At 48.5% G+C, this 15,627-nt stretch carries 11 protein-coding genes, 2 tRNA genes and 1 pseudogene; 9 read left to right on the top strand and 5 right to left on the bottom strand.

Features of this window, described 5'->3' with window-relative positions; translation table 11 throughout:
• Window positions 1-346, bottom strand: a pseudogene (locus tag ACDC99_RS10405) (nucleotidyl transferase AbiEii/AbiGii toxin family protein); the annotation flags it as partial.
• A gap of 101 nt (window positions 347-447) precedes the next feature.
• A complete protein-coding gene (gene ltrA / locus ACDC99_RS10400; protein ID WP_044075172.1) occupies window positions 448-1,854 on the bottom strand; it encodes a group II intron reverse transcriptase/maturase in 1,407 nt (468 codons plus the stop codon).
• A 720-nt stretch (window positions 1,855-2,574) separates the two neighbouring features.
• On the opposite strand from ltrA, the gene ACDC99_RS10395 reads away from it, so the two are divergent.
• From ACDC99_RS10395 to ACDC99_RS10375, 5 genes are all read left to right on the top strand, one after another.
• Window positions 2,575-4,026: a phage integrase SAM-like domain-containing protein gene (locus tag ACDC99_RS10395; RefSeq protein WP_302749060.1), complete on the top strand. Its 1,452-nt coding sequence runs from the start codon at window positions 2,575-2,577 to the stop codon at window positions 4,024-4,026.
• A 57-nt stretch (window positions 4,027-4,083) separates the two neighbouring features.
• Entirely contained in the window at window positions 4,084-4,989 is a 906-nt protein-coding gene (locus tag ACDC99_RS10390; RefSeq protein WP_370756707.1) for an ORF6N domain-containing protein, read from the top strand.
• Between the two features lie 121 nt (window positions 4,990-5,110).
• Window positions 5,111-5,560, top strand: a complete 450-nt coding sequence (locus tag ACDC99_RS10385) for a hypothetical protein (protein WP_370756706.1) — start codon at window positions 5,111-5,113, stop codon at window positions 5,558-5,560.
• 7 nt (window positions 5,561-5,567) lie between these two features.
• Window positions 5,568-6,044, top strand: a complete 477-nt coding sequence (locus ACDC99_RS10380; RefSeq protein WP_370756705.1) for an RNA polymerase sigma factor — start codon at window positions 5,568-5,570, stop codon at window positions 6,042-6,044.
• Entirely contained in the window at window positions 6,041-6,445 is a 405-nt protein-coding gene (locus ACDC99_RS10375; protein ID WP_370756704.1) for a hypothetical protein, read from the top strand. Before ACDC99_RS10380 ends, ACDC99_RS10375 begins: the two co-directional genes overlap by 4 nt.
• A gap of 143 nt (window positions 6,446-6,588) precedes the next feature.
• On the opposite strand, the gene ACDC99_RS10370 is transcribed toward ACDC99_RS10375, so the two are convergent.
• A tRNA-Ile gene (locus ACDC99_RS10370) sits at window positions 6,589-6,662 on the bottom strand.
• Between the two features lie 238 nt (window positions 6,663-6,900).
• Between ACDC99_RS10370 and ACDC99_RS10365 the strand changes: the two genes are divergently transcribed.
• The 3 genes from ACDC99_RS10365 (at window position 6,901) to ACDC99_RS10355 (ending at window position 12,016) form a co-directional block, all read left to right on the top strand.
• A complete protein-coding gene (locus ACDC99_RS10365; protein ID WP_370756703.1) occupies window positions 6,901-9,528 on the top strand; it encodes a calcium-translocating P-type ATPase, PMCA-type in 2,628 nt (875 codons plus the stop codon).
• A gap of 57 nt (window positions 9,529-9,585) precedes the next feature.
• Window positions 9,586-11,154: a riboflavin biosynthesis protein RibF gene (gene ribF, locus ACDC99_RS10360; RefSeq protein WP_370756702.1), complete on the top strand. Its 1,569-nt coding sequence runs from the start codon at window positions 9,586-9,588 to the stop codon at window positions 11,152-11,154.
• Window positions 11,155-11,227: 73 nt separating this feature from the next.
• Window positions 11,228-12,016, top strand: coding sequence for a CPBP family intramembrane glutamic endopeptidase (locus ACDC99_RS10355; protein ID WP_370756701.1), 789 nt, complete (start codon window positions 11,228-11,230; stop codon window positions 12,014-12,016).
• A gap of 16 nt (window positions 12,017-12,032) precedes the next feature.
• Here ACDC99_RS10355 and ruvB read toward each other — a convergent pair whose 3' ends face one another.
• Window positions 12,033-13,064, bottom strand: a complete 1,032-nt coding sequence (ruvB, locus tag ACDC99_RS10350; protein WP_042519782.1) for a Holliday junction branch migration DNA helicase RuvB — start codon at window positions 13,062-13,064, stop codon at window positions 12,033-12,035.
• 330 nt (window positions 13,065-13,394) lie between these two features.
• Window positions 13,395-13,468, bottom strand: a tRNA-Asn gene (locus tag ACDC99_RS10345).
• Window positions 13,469-13,828: 360 nt separating this feature from the next.
• On the opposite strand from ACDC99_RS10345, the gene ACDC99_RS10340 reads away from it, so the two are divergent.
• Window positions 13,829-15,565 carry a S41 family peptidase gene (locus ACDC99_RS10340; protein WP_370756700.1) on the top strand — a complete coding sequence of 579 codons (1,737 nt, stop codon included), beginning with the start codon at window positions 13,829-13,831 and terminating at the stop codon, window positions 15,563-15,565.
• Window positions 15,566-15,627 lie beyond the last annotated feature (62 nt).

The raw sequence follows: 15,627 nt of genomic DNA, 5'->3' as shown, positions 1-15,627 counted from the left end.
ATATACATCTGTGTTGTCTTTCAGAAATGCAGACTCCACCTTGCCAAAATTCTTTTTTTGTCCTTCTTTTTTATTTCAACCTCTCTGCCGACCATAGCGAATATGTCGACTATAGGCTGAAAATATTGCGTAAATTCAAAATTATCGTTAGGAGCAAGAAGAGAAAAATCCAAATTCTCTGAGAAACGCTGCAATCCATGGAATATGCGCAGACAAGTTCCACCGTAGAAAGCAGCTTCGTTGAAAAAAACACCATTATAAAGACCTGCAAGAACAATCTGCTGGTTGACCTCAAAAATAGCATTCCGCTTTTGCTGTCCGTCGTTATGTCATAGCCCGAAAGCATTTCATTAAAATCGAGTAGGAGGAAAACGAAGCAGTTTTCTTCCTACTTTCGTTTTCCGACCTCTCACACCACCGTACGTGCGGTTCCGCATACGGCGGTTCCTATTTTGGATACCATTCGAGATATGCCTCCATTAAAGTAGCATACCCTGCGGAGCGTAGTTTATTGTTATCTATCGCCCTTTTTAGAACAGGGCTGTCAGCTATTCGCCAATAGCCCTTGCGAGTATTACCCCATTCGTATGCTTGGTATTTATTAATGCCACATCTGATGAGGTTTGCCACTTTTGTCTTGACTTTCTTCCAAGCTTTCCATATACACATGCGTATTCGACGTCTTAACCATTCATCAGTATCAAGTAAGAGACGTTTCATATTAGCAAGATGATAATAGCCGACCCACCCTCTTATGTATTCTTTCAGCTTTTGCTTTCTCTTGGCGTATCCCCATCCGTTGCTGCGACTTGTCAATTCTTTCAACCTTGATTTCATCTTGGCTTTGGACTTTGGGTGCACTGTGAGTTGGCATTTGCCCTTCATCACATAAAAGGAGTAGCCGAGGTATTTCACTCCGCGCACATACGACACTACGGTCTTTTCCTTGTTGACTTTGAGATATAGAGTATTCTCTATAAATCGGGTTATAGACTCCTTCACTCGCATTGCTGCCCTCTTGGACTTACAAAATATCATCGAGTCATCTGCATAGCGTACAAAGGGAAGCCCTCTGCGTTCAAGTTCTTTATCCAATTCATTGAGCATGATGTTGCTCAACAACGGACTTAGCGGTCCTCCTTGGGGAGTTCCTTCCTCACTCGCTTCAAACAAGCCTTTGTTCATTACACCACTTCGGAGATATTTGTGTATAAGACTGACAACTCTGCCGTCTTTTATCGTACGGCTGAGGATTTCTATGAGCTTGCTATGGCTCACGGTGTCGAAGAAGCGTTCAAGGTCAAGGTCTACTACATAGGTGTAGCCCTCGTTGATTATCCTTTGCGCTCCACGCAGTGCATCATGGCATCCTCTTCTCGGTCGGAAGCCGTAGCTTGTCTTGGAGAATTGGTTCTCATAGATGGGAGTCAGTACTTGGTTGATGGCTTGTTGCACCACACGGTCTACTACTGTAGGTATTCCCAACAGGCGCATCTTGCCGTTGTCTTTGGGTATTTCTACCCTTTTCACTGGGTTCGGACGGTAAGAGCCGTCCATCAAGGAACGGATGAGCACATCCTTGTTGGTCATGAGCCATGGGAGCAACTGCTCGCATGACATCTTGTCGATACCACCACAGCCTTTGTTTCTCATAACAGCCTTGTAGGCTCGGTTGAGATTGGAAGGACTGAGGATTTGCTCGAAAAGGTGCTCCTTGTCGAATGGTACTTCCACGATGTTGTCTTCACACATCCACATGAAGGTCTGCACTCCCCCATACCATTCGGTTTCCGACCTATCTCTTTGGGGGCAGCCATTAACTTGGGATAATGTTTTCTGCATTCTTTCCTTCATGAGGTATGTTTCAATTACTATCGTTTAATTGTTAGGTTCAGCCCTTCGTGCAACGTTATCGACTATTGCACTACTATGGCGTCTGCTGACTTCTCACGGTAAGCTTTACTCCGCTTCTTTCGTAAAAAAAAACTATTTGAAGCGTCCGTGAGACCTCCTCGGATAAGGGCATTGTCTTTCCATCTTATACCCACTTCATTTACACCGACCGTTCCGAATAGCTATGGGGCTTTGGTCTGTGTTGCAACCTTACCCACGGTCATATGCCTTGTATGAAGTTTCTGTACGTTAGGTCAGATGTTTGCCACCGGCTTCTTTCAGATTTCACCTCACGATGAACACCCTTGCCTTTGGCTATGTAATTCCCGCTATTAAGGCTTACTCGGGACTTGCACCCGTTAGACAATGCTCGTGCCGAGCATACAACAAAAAAAGCAGCTACGGAATCCGTAACTGCTTTCTGTTGCAAGTGGGCCATCTAGGGCTTGAACCTAGGACCTCCAGATTATGAGTCTGTTAGAATAAAATTTCTTTGTGTTTCAAGTAATTTTATTTTTAATTATATTGCGTTGATTCATAGATATTTTGTAGCTTTTCACCCGAAAAGTAAAAATCATGCGAAATGCTATGAAATGGGCTTTGGTGTTCGCAATGTGTTCGCAACGTGTTCGCAAGAACACAGACAGACCCACCCAAAAGTAGCAATAGACTCTTTTAAGAATGGACGCACAAAAGACCTCTCTCAACTGTAACAAAGTGGATAATTGTTCGCTGACTCTTGTGCTGGATAAACGTACCAACAAGTCAACTGACGAGTACCCAATGGCGATATGTTTCACTATCAATCGCAAACGTTACTACCACAAACTGACAGACATGCCTTTTCAAAAGGAAAGGTATTTCAATGAAGTGTGCAGCGTGACCAGTTCTCGCAGTAGCCTGATGCCAATTCAAAAGGAGTGGCAAAAGATTCTGGAGGACTATCGCCAGAAACTTGTCAAACTCAAGAAGAATCAGGACTTGACTCTTGATGTCGTTAAGTCGGCAATGGCTGGTGTGACAACGTCTACTGCCAACCCAAAGAACTTCATCACATTCTGGGAGGATTTGATCAAGAGTTATGAAGCAAACGGTCAAGTAGGTACGGCAGATAATTATGCATGCGCACTGAACTCCTTCAAAAGAATTGTTGGCAAAGTTGATGGCTTCAAGATTGATGTGAACATCATGAAGAAGTGGGACGATGTCTTGACCAATGGAATCACGAAGGATGGCGTGGAGATTGTGGCTCCTGTTAAAGCTGCTACAAAGGGAATGTATTATCGCGCATGCCGTGTGGCCTGGAACGAATGCATTAAGCAAGGACTCCTTCCAGAAGAGAAATACCCTTTTTCCAACAAAGAGAAGTCAAAGCTGTCTATACCTCGTGGAGCAAAAAGGCAAACATCATATCTGTCGATTGACGAGATGACAGAACTGTACTATGTGTTTATGGAAAGACGTTACCCAGATACGTGGGGAAGCGCATACAAACATCGTGTACATTATTCGTTGGGTTTGTTCCTGGCACAGTATCTATGTAACGGCTTCAACCTTGCTGATGCGGGTCGCATAACCTATGACAGAACTTACTATGCAGAAGGTGGACGTTGCTTGAAGTTTGAACGGCACAAGACACATCGTAATGTAAACGGAGAGGCAACAGTTATTGTGCCAATCATTACTCCACTGCAAAACATACTTGATCAGATTGCTGCCAAGCCAAGTAAAGGCGCACGCGTTTTCCCTGATATTTTCAAGGGTTCAAACGACGAAAGGGTGATGCGTAAGCTGTGTGTACAGGAAAACTCCAATATTAAGGATCGCGTGATACGCGTGTGTAAAGAAGTCTTGGGATGGGAAAAGGAGCCATCAAGTACCTGGGCTCGCCATGCTTTTGCAAGCAACCTTAAGATGTTGAAAGTTCCTGAGGAATACGTTTCGGAGGGTATGGGACATTCCCAAGGCAACAATATTACCCGAGGCTACCAAGATATGTATCCATTGGAGATGAGATTTGAGTTCAACAACAAACTTCTGAACTTGAAAGAGAATCAAGAACCAGAGGTGGATGTTGACAGTATGACTCCAGAGGAAATGAAGGAGTTTATTAAGAGAATGATAGGGAAATAAAGAAATTTTGCCCTGTTGTCAAATCAAAATAATAACTTTGTAGGCAAATTGAAGATTATGGCAAAGAAAAATACATCAGATACCGTTAAGGTGGTCACAAATCGTGACCACCTTCAACAGCGAACAGTTCAATCGAGAATTCTTACTATCCGAGACAAGCAGGTTGTAATAGATAGAGACCTAGCAGAATTCTATGGAGTTGAAACAAAAGCTCTTAACCAAGCTGTAAAACGCAACTTGAGTCGATTTCCTGAGCGTTTTAGATTTATGCTTACCAAGGAAGAGTTATCAGAGGTGGTAACAAATTGTGGCCACCTTAGACCTCTGAAGTTTTCTCCTGTACCACATTACGTTTTTACTGAGGAAGGTGTAGCCCAATTATCTTCCGTGCTTCGAAGTGATAAAGCCGTAGAGGTTAGCATTATGATTATGGATGCCTTCGTTGCTATGCGTCGTTTTCTCTCAGCCAATGCAGGTATGTTTCAGCGCATAGAGAGATTGGAGCAACATCAGATACTTACTGACCAGAAGGTGGAGCAAGTTCTGCAGCGCATGGATGAACTGGCTCCAGCGGTGACACCTGAACAAATCTTTGCTACAGGTTGCGTGTGGGATGCCTGGAGTTATGTGTCTCAACTGGTTCGTAGTGCCAAACAACGAATTGTCCTCATTGATAACTTCGTGGATGAAAGAGTTCTCACTTTGCTGACCAAAAGAGAAAAAGGGGTGTCGGCTACGATACACTCTCGCTATACCGAACAGTTCAAGTTGGATCTGGAGAAGCACAATGAGCAATACGATACTGTGGTGTTCGTACAGTTGCCCCATAAATCCCATGACCGTTTCTTGGTTGTTGATGATGATGTGTACCTGATGGGTGCAAGTGTCAAAGATATGGGTACCAGCCTTTGCGCTATAACAAAGATGGAGATGTCGCCAGATGTTGTTTTGTCTTTAGTGTAGTTTTTTGAGATAATTTTGAAAAAACACAGATGGGACGTCACCTTTTCCTACTTTCACTTGTTGTTATAGTGAATCGGTTCAATAATTAACAAGAAGTTTAACCAATAAAACAATTAAAAATATGGAAAGTCATGATATCGTAGGCCTTTTTATTGTGCTTGGAACAGCCGTTATTCTCCCAATTACAATTATTTTTCTTGCATTAAGAGGTAAGATGGCTTCGGAAAGGAATAGAAAGGAAATCATTCTTGCTGCACTCGAAAAGAATGCTGACATTGACATTGAGGAATTGGTAAGAAAGATGAATGCTCCTGACAAGTTGCTCAAGGAGAAACTACTGAATAAACTGCAGTGGGGACTTGTTACGGCTTTCCTTGGAGTGGGGGCAATAGCTACTGCTGGATGTATGGGATATGTAGGTGGCGGTCATCCCAAGGACATTTACACACTCGGATTCGGTGGTGCAGTTCTACTTGCTGTCGGCATAGCATTCATTATTAGCTATATCGTAGGCAGAAAGATGCTCGCCAAGGAAATGGAAGCAGAGGAACGGAACTTGCGACAGGCATAAAGAGTAGATGACCAGAGAACAGTTCATACAACTCGTCAGTGACGAGCAGGAGGCACTTCGTGGATTCTTGCTCGCCCTCTGCTGTGGCAACAAGGATGATGCTGACGATATTGCTCAGGATGCTTTGGTCAAGGCGTATCTTGCCTCGGCAGGCTATCAGAATAAAGGAAAGTTCCAATCGTGGCTCTTCAAGATTGCACAGAACACATTCCTTAATCATAAGGCAGCCCAACGGACATTTGAAAGCATAGAAGAGGCAAAAACAGTCTTAGGCACAAGTGATGCTGATGCAAAATATGCTTATCAGGATCTCTACCTTGCTCTCGCCACTTTGCCTCCCAAAGAACGAGCAGCCATTGTGTTGTTCTATCTTGACGGACATTCTGTAAAAGAGATTTCTCAGATAACAGACACAAGCGAAGATGCCGTGAAGAAGCAACTCACGCGAGGACGTGACAAACTGAAAACAAGATTGAAGTTATGATGAAAGATAAAGCACTTGAGGAACTCTTCCTTGCCCAGCGTCCGAAATTTGACGATAAGGATGAGTTTATGGCACGCCTAACCCAAAAACTCGATGCCGTAGAATACCTTCGTCAGTATGAGGAGGCAAACCTTCGTCGCTACAAATATGCTATGATAGCTGCATTTGTGGCGGGCTTCATCGCTGGCGGAGCATTGTTTGCCTTTGTTCTGTCCACGCCATCGGAATTGCCATTGTTTACTTTCCATGCATCATCTGGCATCTTGTTGGCAATTGAACAATATTCCAGGACGATAGCGACGATTGTCCTATCACTAATAATGGGTCTTGGTATTATCAGCATTGTTAGCAACGTATTGGATATCGTCCAAATGAGAGTGCAATTAGGGAATGAAATCTGATGAAAATACGTGTTCGCAAGATAAAAAAGCATGAAAATGTGCGAAAAGCACGTTGCTGCACGAAAGTCTCTGTGTTCGCAATGTGTTCGCAAAGCAAAAGAAAAAGCAGCTAAGTTTGTGGCTTAACTGCTTGATTTTCAAAGTGGGCCATCTAGGGCTTGAACCTAGGACCTCCAGATTATGAGTCTGTTGCTCTAACCAACTGAGCTAAAAGCCCGGCTTGACACTTAAGTGGTCAAGTTTGCGACTGCAAAGATAAGAAGTTTTTGTCTAAATTCCAAATTTTATCGCAAAAAAAGATATTCGCAGGCTTCTTGTCCTGTCTTTTTTTGCAAAATATACATAAAAAGCGGTGGGCGGATTGGTGGTGAAGTCACTAATCATTGTCTTTTTATTACCTTTGCATTGCCTAAGCATCGGATAAGCGGTGCTTCGGCATTATTGACATAAACATTATGAAAGAAACATTAGATACAGACGCCGTCACCGTTGGCGGCCTCTCTGCCAGCCAGGTGGAGCAGAGCCGCAGAGAACATGGCGAGAACGTGCTCACGCCGCCAAAACCGGTGAGCATGTGGAAACTGTATATGGAGAAATACCAGGACCCTATAATCCGGATTCTCCTCGTGGCAGCGGTGATATCCCTCGTGCTGGCATTCGTGGATGGTGATTTTGTAGAGACGATAGGCATATTCATTGCCATCTTCCTTGCCACAACCATTGGCTTCATCTTCGAGCGAGATGCGGCGAAGAAATTCAATGTGCTCACCGCCCTCAGCGAAGAGCAGCCCGTGAAGGTGTGCCGAGAGGGCAGGGTGGTGGAAGTGGCACGTCGCGACATTGTTGTCGGCGACATCGTATTGGTGGAAGTAGGCGATGAGATACCTGCCGACGGACTCCTCGTCAGATCGTCGAGTCTGCAGGTGGACGAGTCGTCGCTGACGGGAGAACCGATAATCACCAAGAGCGTAGCCGGTTCCGAATCGTCAACCGCAGATGATGCCGCTTATCCCTGCAACATGTTGCTCCGCAGCACTATGGTGATGAACGGCAGCGCCACATACAGAGTCACTGCCGTGGGCGACGCCACGGAGATAGGCAAGGTGGCACGCAGCAGTACCGAACTGACATCGGTGAAGACACCCCTCAACGTGCAGCTCGACAAGCTGGCAAAGCTCGTCAGCAAATTCGGCATCGGCATCTCCGTTGCAGCCTTCCTGATATTCCTCGTCCACGATGTCGTTACCGACAGCGTGTGGCGAGGCGACGACTATTTCCGCATGGCAGAGATCGTGCTCCGCTATTTCATGATGGCGGTGACACTGATAGTGATGGCAGTTCCCGAAGGGCTCCCTATGGCAGTCACCCTTGCCCTCGCCCTCAATATGCGCAGGATGCTCAAGAGCAACAACCTCGTGAGAAAGCTGCATGCCTGTGAGACGATGGGAGCCGTCACCGTGATATGTACCGACAAGACCGGTACGCTCACCGAGAACCGCATGCAGGTTGCCGATATCCGGAAACTGTATGGCAGCGATGATCTCCTCGCCAAGGCATTCGCCCTGAACACCACGGCTCATCTTGATACGGAGGCAGGCACCAATGGAATCGGCAATCCCACAGAAGTGGCGCTCCTCTTGTGGCTCGGCAGAGAGGGAGATGACTACCGTAAGCTTCGCCATGCCGAGGATATCATATACCAGTTGCCATTCTCCACCGAACGCAAGTACATGGCCACTGCAGCACGCCTTGGCAACCGCCAATACCTCTTCGTGAAGGGAGCGCCGGAGATAGTTCTCGCCGCTTGCCGGATTGCCGGAGAGGAAGCGGATGAGATATCCGGCAGGCTCACCTCGTGGCAGACCAAGGCAATGCGCACCCTTGCCTTTGCCTACAGAGAGCTGCCGGCTGATGCCACGCCAGCCGATGCGGAGCGTGCCGCCATGCATATAGGGCAGTTGCAGGCACAGGCCATTGTGGGCATTTCCGATCCGATTCGCAGCGATGTGCCTGGTGCTGTGGCAGAATGCCAAAGAGCCGGAATAGAAGTTAAGATTGTGACTGGCGACACCGCCGCTACTGCCCGTGAGATAGGCCGCCAGATAGGAATAATAAACGAGGAGTCGGCCGCCGACGCCGTAATAACCGGTCCCGACTTCGCCGCCCTCTCTGATGATGAGGCCTATGACTGCGTTGTTGGTCTCAAGGTGATGTGTCGTGCCCGTCCTGCCGACAAGCAGCGCCTTGTGGCTATGCTTCAGAAACACGGTCAGGTGGTCGCCGTTACCGGAGACGGAACGAACGATGCCCCTGCCCTCAACCATGCCCATGTGGGACTCTCACTCGGTTCCGGAACCAGTGTAGCCAAGGGTGCCAGCGACATGACGCTGCTCGACGATTCCTTCGGAAGCATCGTCAATGCCGTGATGTGGGGACGGTCGCTGTATAAGAACCTGCAGCGTTTCCTCTTCTTCCAGCTCACGGTCAATGTGGCAGCCTTGCTGCTTGTTCTCGGTGGAGCGGTGATAGGCACCGAACTGCCGCTTACGGTGACTCAGATTCTATGGGTCAACCTCATCATGGACACCTTCGCCGCCATGGCACTCGCCTCACTGCCGCCAACAAAGGATGTGATGGACGACAAACCGCGGCAGCAGTCCGATTTCATCATAAATCACTCTATGGTGAGAGGCATAATGGGAATCGGTGTGGCGATGTTTGCCGTGATGTTCATATATCTCATCCATTGCTTCAACACGGGCGGAGGAATGCAGACACACGAACTGTCGATGTTCTTCACCGCCTTCGTCATGCTGCAGTTCTGGAACCTCTTCAATGCCAAGGCGCTCGGCACCGACCATTCCGCCTTCCGCGGACTGTGTCATGACAAGGTGCTCACAGGTATACTCGTCGCGGTCTTCGTGGGACAGTGGGTGATAGTGACCTTCGGCGGAAAGATGTTCCGCGCGGTGCCTCTCTCGCTTCTCGACTGGGTGTATGTGGTGGCAGCCACATCCCTTGTGCTGTGGGCAGGAGAGATATGGCGCCTTGTGGCGAGATTGATAACCCAAAACGGTCATTAGGCCGTTTAATGTGGTATTCCTAATGACCGATTTGGATAAAGAAATAAACAATCAGTGATGAAAAACGATATACTCAACGGAATAAAGAATATAGTCTTCGACTTCGGTTGCGTCTTGGTAGACCTCGACAGGCATAAGTGCATCGAGGCCCTCAACGCTATCGGTGCCCACAAGATTTCCTGCTATGTGGATGAATGCAAGCAGGCAGACATGTTTCTCGATCTGGAACTGGGAAAGATCAGTGTGGAGGAGTTCTGCGATGAGATTCGCCGCCGTGCTCCAGGCTGTGAAGCCAGCAATGAGGAGATACGCTATGCCTGGGGCGAACTGCTGCAGCAAATCCCGGTGAGGCGCATGAGGGCGGTGGAACGTCTGCACAAGACCCACAAAGTGTATATGCTCAGCAACAGTAACTCCGTGCATTGGGACAAGGCGGTGGAACATTTCTTCCCGCTCTCAGGCCATGGTCCGGAGTATTATTTCGACAAGACATTCATTTCGTATAATATGGGAATGGTGAAACCTGACCCGCGGATTTTCGAGACGTTGCTCCAGGAGACAGGAGCCGTGGCAGAGGAGACGCTCTTCGTTGACGATTCCCTTGCCAACTGCAAGGCGGCAGAAGCCTTCGGCATCCGCACGCTGCATGTCACACATGGCGACGAGTGGCTCGATATCCTCTCGCCAGACGATGAAAACTCTGTTGGCAGAGAGTCCGTCACCAATCATTGTCACGGTGCAGGCTCTGTTGCCACCATCGGTTTTTTCGACGGTGTACATCGTGGTCACCGCTATCTTATAGACCAGGTGAAGGAAGTAGCAGAGCGACACGGACTGCAGTCTGTTGTAGTGACCTTCGACAAGCATCCTCGTGAGGTGTTGCATAGCGACTATATGCCGCAGATGCTCAGTACGCTCGACGAGAAAGTGGCGAGAATCCGTGCCACAGGCGTTGACCGCTGCGAGGTGTTGCCTTTCAACGAAGAAACGGCGTCGCTCTCGGCTTTCGACTTCATGCGCATGGTGTTGAAAGACCGTCTCGGTGTGGAGTATCTTGTGATAGGCTACGACAACCGCTTCGGTCATAACCGTTCTGAAGGTTTCGACGACTATGTGGTATTCGGCAAGCAGATCGGCATTGAGGTGATACGCGCCAAGGCTCTCGTCCTCAACGAAGTCAACGTGAGTTCTTCCGTCATCCGCACCTTCCTCTCCGGGGGCGAGGTAGATCTTGCCGCCAAATGCCTTGGATATCGCTATGCGTTGCGAGGCAAGGTCGTTGGAGGAGTGAAAGAGGGCAGGAGGATGGGTTTCCCTACGGCAAACATCGCCCCTTCGTCCGTCCGCACCATGATTCCCGCACCGGGAGTATATGTCATGACAGCCAATGTGGGCGACGGCAAGGAAAGGCCGGCAATGATGAACATCGGCTGCCGTCCTACTTTCGACGGTGAGACCACCACTCTGGAAGTGCACATCATCGGTTATGAGGGCGATCTCTACGGCAGCGAAATCAGCGTAAGCTTCGTGAAGCGGCTCCGTTCTGAGCGCAAGTTCGCTTCTGAGCAGGAGCTGATGCGCCAGTTGCAATCCGACCGCCAGCAGGTGCTCGACCTCTTGGGATGATGGATACCCACCCAACGGTCATTATTGATTACTGGTTTGTATTAGAAAAAAGAAAAACAAATGATTTCCCGATATGAAAGAAGCAAAGAATAAAGACGTGTTCACCTATCTCCTTTGGGGTGTAATCATCCAGGTGGTAGCAGGATTCATGATACCCCCACTGTATCGTCTCATCGCCGGCCCGGCAGCCGACAAGGCCACAGAACTGGTGCTCACTTCGGCGGTATACAGTATAGTGCTCTTCGTGATGTTCTATAGATTGAAGTGGTGTCCGCTGTCGCCCGATTATGTGCGAGGCAAACATTGGGACGTGTTGTTCTGGACAGTGGTTTTCACTCTGGGCTCCATCATTCCCATGGCGTTTCTCGAAGAGGCGATGCCAGAGCTGCCGAATCTTGTGGAAGATGAGTTGACGCTGCTTGTAGGCAGCAATTTCGGCTATGTAACGATATGCCTCTTCGCTCCGCTTGTGGAGGAGATGATATTCCGCGGGGCGATATTGCGCACGCTGCTCTCCGTGATGAAGGGCAAGACATGGTTGCCGATAGTCATTTCAGCCCTTCTCTTCGCCCTGATCCATATGAACCCCGCCCAGATGCCATACGCTTTCGTTGTCGGCATCTTCCTCGGTTGGATATACAGTCGTACGGGTAGCATCGTGCCGGGAGTGCTATGCCATTGGGTTAACAATACGGTGGCATATCTCATGATTCGCCTTATGCCACATCAAATGTCAGATGTGCGGATGACGGATCTGTTCGGCGGCGACCACCGTCGGATGGGACTGGCCATCATATTCTCCTTTTTCATCCTCCTGCCGGCGCTCTATCAGTTGGTGACGCGCACGGCAAGACGGGGCTGACCCGATTGCAGAACCGTCAGAACAGCGACGGTTCTGCAGGATTTCCGAATGTCAGGTTTCTGCCGAAATGCTGGAAGGCGAGTTCTGTCACCACTCTGCCTCGTGGTGTGCGCTTTATGAATCCCTCCATGATGAGATACGGTTCATAAACCTCCTCCACTGTGCCGGCATCCTCGCCGATAGCTGTGGCGATGGTGGTGATGCCCACCGGTCCGCCTCTGAACTTGTCGATGATGGTGAGCAATATCTTGTTGTCTATCTCGTCGAGACCATATTGGTCGATGTTCAGCGCCGTCAGTGCCACGTGGGATATCTTGGTGTCTATCTTTCCCGTTCCCCTCACCTGGGCAAAGTCTCTCACCCTTCTTAGCAGTGCGTTGGCGATACGTGGCGTGCCACGCGAGCGTCGTGCTATCTCCATTGCCGCATCGTCGTCGATGGGCACCTTCAGGATGTTTGCCGAACGTTTCAGGATGCGCATCAGCGTCTTGGGGTCATAATATTCCAGATGCAGGTTTATTCCGAATCGCGCTCTCAGCGGTGCCGTGAGCAGTCCGCTGCGTGTCGTGGCCCCCACGAGCGTGAATGGGTTGAGGTCTATCTGTATCGACCTTGCCGACGGTCCTTTGTCTATCATTATGTCTATGCGATAGTCCTCCATGGCGGAATACAGGTATTCCTCCACGACAGGCGACAGACGGTGTATCTCGTCGATGAAGAGCACGTCGTTGGGCTCCAGCGATGTCAGTATGCCGGCGAGGTCGCCAGGTTTGTCGAGCACCGGACCGCTCGTTATCTTGAATCCCACTCCCAGTTCGTTGGCAATGATGTTGCTGAGCGTCGTCTTTCCCAGTCCTGGCGGTCCGTGCAGCAGCGTGTGGTCGAGCGGTTCGCCGCGGTATTTCGCCGCCTCTACGAACACCTCCAGGTTTTCCACCACCTTTTGTTGTCCGCTGAAGTCACCGAAACGTAGCGGTCTCAAGGCGTTTTCGTATTCTTTTTCCGCCGACGACAATGTCTCTTGTCTTATATCGAAATCGTTGTCCATATCCTTGTCTTTAGTTTCTCTGCCGTAATGTGCGGCATCCATATTCGTGCAAAAATATTAAAAAATAGGCTATTCCCCAAGACTTGCGCTCATTTTGTTTTTTTTGTATCCCCAATTGGTCATTAGTGTTTTCTTGTATTTTATGCTTAAAAACGTGGTCTTTTCTTGATTATTCATTGGGAAAAGTATAATCATTGGCAAGTATTCGTCAGGAAAAGTGTGTACTTTTAATGATAATTCGTCAGAAAAATGTGTCCACCCCAAAAATGGTGCCGATATTCAAACTATATGAAAATAAAAAAGGAACCACTCGTAAGTGATTCCTCTTTGCGCTTCAAGATGGGCTTGAACCAACGACCCCCTGATTAACAGTCAGGTGCTCTAACCAACTGAGCTATTGAAGCATTGCTAAAAGCGTTATTGCTTAATTGCGAGTGCAAAGGTAAGGCATTTTTATGTAACCTCCAAATATTTTCCGTCTTTTTTTTTGATTTTTCTTCAAAAAAGTCATTCTATTCCCTGATTTGTCATCTTTTCCGAGGACTCTCTACCTTATATTATAAGATTGGACAGATTATTTATAAGATTAAGCAAATTATATTATAGGATTAAACAGATTGGCTCTGAATGAGGATAAATATAATTGCTATATGTGTGTATGAGCTGTAAAACTCGCCATGAAACAATATTTATGAAAGTAAATAAGGTGAAAATCGAAAGTTTTGTGTAAGTTTGCAGATTATAATGAAATCCAACGGAAAAGAATGAAGAGAATATTATTATTATCCGCCATCCTGCTGTCGGTTTTCTCCGTCACTATTAAGGCGCAGAACGACAAAGACCATAACTTCACCGTGTCGAAGAACATCGAAGTGTTCAGCGACATCTATCGCTACCTCGACATGATATATGTTGACACACTGAATGCCGACGAGGTGATAGGCAATGGCATCAATGCAATGCTCAATTCGCTCGACCCCTATACCGAATACTATCCCGAGAGCGAAGTGAACAAACTGAAGAAGATGTTCACCGGAAGATACGTAGGCATAGGAGCCATGATACGCTATAACACAGCCTTGTCGAGAGTGGTCATCGACGAACCATACGAGGGAAGTCCAGCCGCAGAAGCCGGACTCAAGAAGGGTGACATCATCCTGAGCATCGACGACACCACGATGACCGACAAGACCGTTGCCTTCGTCAGCTCCCATCTGCGCGGCGACCCAGGCACCTCCTTCATGCTCAAGATAAAGCGCCCGTCAACAGGCAAGAAGATGCAGATGCGCATCAAGCGCCGTGCCATCACGCTGCCATACCTGCCATATTACGGTGTGCGCCCCGACGGCATAGGATACATAAATCTGAACAGTTTCACTGACGGATGCGCCAAGGACGTGCGCCGTGCCTTCATCGACCTGAAGCACAAGGGGGCCAAGGGTCTCGTGCTCGATCTCAGAGGAAACGGCGGAGGATCGGTGAAAGAGGCGGTGCAGATAGTAAACATGTTCGTGCCCAAAGACCTCACCATCGTGAGGACCCGCGGCAAGATGAAACGCATGAACACAGACTACAAGACCACCGTGGAGCCTATCGACACAGTGATGCCTATCGTAGTGCTGGTGAACGGCGAGACGGCGTCGGCAAGCGAGATAACCTCAGGTGCGCTCCAAGACCTCGACCGCGCCGTGGTGCTCGGCACGAGGACATACGGCAAGGGTCTCGTTCAGGCGCCCGTTGACCTGCCTTATAACGGCCAGCTCAAACTGACGACAGGAAAATACTATATCCCCAGCAACCGTTGCATACAGGCAATCAACTACAAGCATGCCCATGGCGGATACACCGAACATGTCGCCGACAGCCTCACCCACGTGTTCTACACCAAGTCAGGTCGAGAGGTGCGCGACGGCGGAGGAATAAAGCCTGACGTGGAAGTGAAACCCGACTCGCTGCCGAATATAGCATACTATCTCAGCGTTTCGGGACTCGACTCCACCGAAGTGATGCTCAACTACGAGATTGACTACATCGCCAAGCATCCCACTATAGCACCGGCAGGAGAGTTCAAACTCACCGACCAGGAGTATGAGGATTTCAAGCAGCAGGTGATAAAGAGCGGATTCAAATACGACGCCGAAAGCAGCAAGGAACTCGACAAGCTGAAGAAGATAGCGAAGTTTGAAGGCTATTACGACGATGCCAAGGAGGAGTTCGATGCGCTGGAGAAGAAATTCCGCCACAACCTCGCCACCGACCTCGACCGTAACAAGCAGTTGATAAACCAGATAATATCCGCCGACATTGTGGCGGCATACTATTTCCAGGCGGGAGCGATAGAAAACAACCTCAACTACGACAAGCAGATGATGGAGGCATGCCGCATCATCAACGACCGGCAGGAATACACGAAAATCCTGACTCCAGCCACGAAGCAGGATGCCAAGGACAAAAAACAAGAGAAGAAAGACAAGAAACAGAGCACCAAGGACAACAGATAATCCGATGCCAGACGCTGCGTTGCAGCGACAGCAACATGTGTGCAATACACGTCATATATATA

The organism is Prevotella pectinovora, assembly GCF_041323955.1.
GTDB lineage: Bacteria > Bacteroidota > Bacteroidia > Bacteroidales > Bacteroidaceae > Prevotella > Prevotella pectinovora.
This window is presented reverse-complemented; position numbering and strand designations above follow the sequence as displayed.

What these genes read in the sequence shown, in the direction of transcription:
- ltrA (WP_044075172.1), bottom strand. Translation starts at nt 1,854, where the DNA reads ATGAAGGAAAGAATGCAGAAAACATTATCCCAAGTTAATGGCTGCCCC.
- ACDC99_RS10395 (WP_302749060.1), top strand. Translation starts at nt 2,575, where the DNA reads ATGGACGCACAAAAGACCTCTCTCAACTGTAACAAAGTGGATAATTGT.
- ACDC99_RS10390 (WP_370756707.1), top strand. Translation starts at nt 4,084, where the DNA reads ATGGCAAAGAAAAATACATCAGATACCGTTAAGGTGGTCACAAATCGT.
- ACDC99_RS10385 (WP_370756706.1), top strand. Translation starts at nt 5,111, where the DNA reads ATGGAAAGTCATGATATCGTAGGCCTTTTTATTGTGCTTGGAACAGCC.
- ACDC99_RS10380 (WP_370756705.1), top strand. Translation starts at nt 5,568, where the DNA reads ATGACCAGAGAACAGTTCATACAACTCGTCAGTGACGAGCAGGAGGCA.
- ACDC99_RS10375 (WP_370756704.1), top strand. Translation starts at nt 6,041, where the DNA reads ATGATGAAAGATAAAGCACTTGAGGAACTCTTCCTTGCCCAGCGTCCG.
- ACDC99_RS10365 (WP_370756703.1), top strand. Translation starts at nt 6,901, where the DNA reads ATGAAAGAAACATTAGATACAGACGCCGTCACCGTTGGCGGCCTCTCT.
- ribF (WP_370756702.1), top strand. Translation starts at nt 9,586, where the DNA reads ATGAAAAACGATATACTCAACGGAATAAAGAATATAGTCTTCGACTTC.
- ACDC99_RS10355 (WP_370756701.1), top strand. Translation starts at nt 11,228, where the DNA reads ATGAAAGAAGCAAAGAATAAAGACGTGTTCACCTATCTCCTTTGGGGT.
- ruvB (WP_042519782.1), bottom strand. Translation starts at nt 13,064, where the DNA reads ATGGACAACGATTTCGATATAAGACAAGAGACATTGTCGTCGGCGGAA.
- ACDC99_RS10340 (WP_370756700.1), top strand. Translation starts at nt 13,829, where the DNA reads ATGAAGAGAATATTATTATTATCCGCCATCCTGCTGTCGGTTTTCTCC.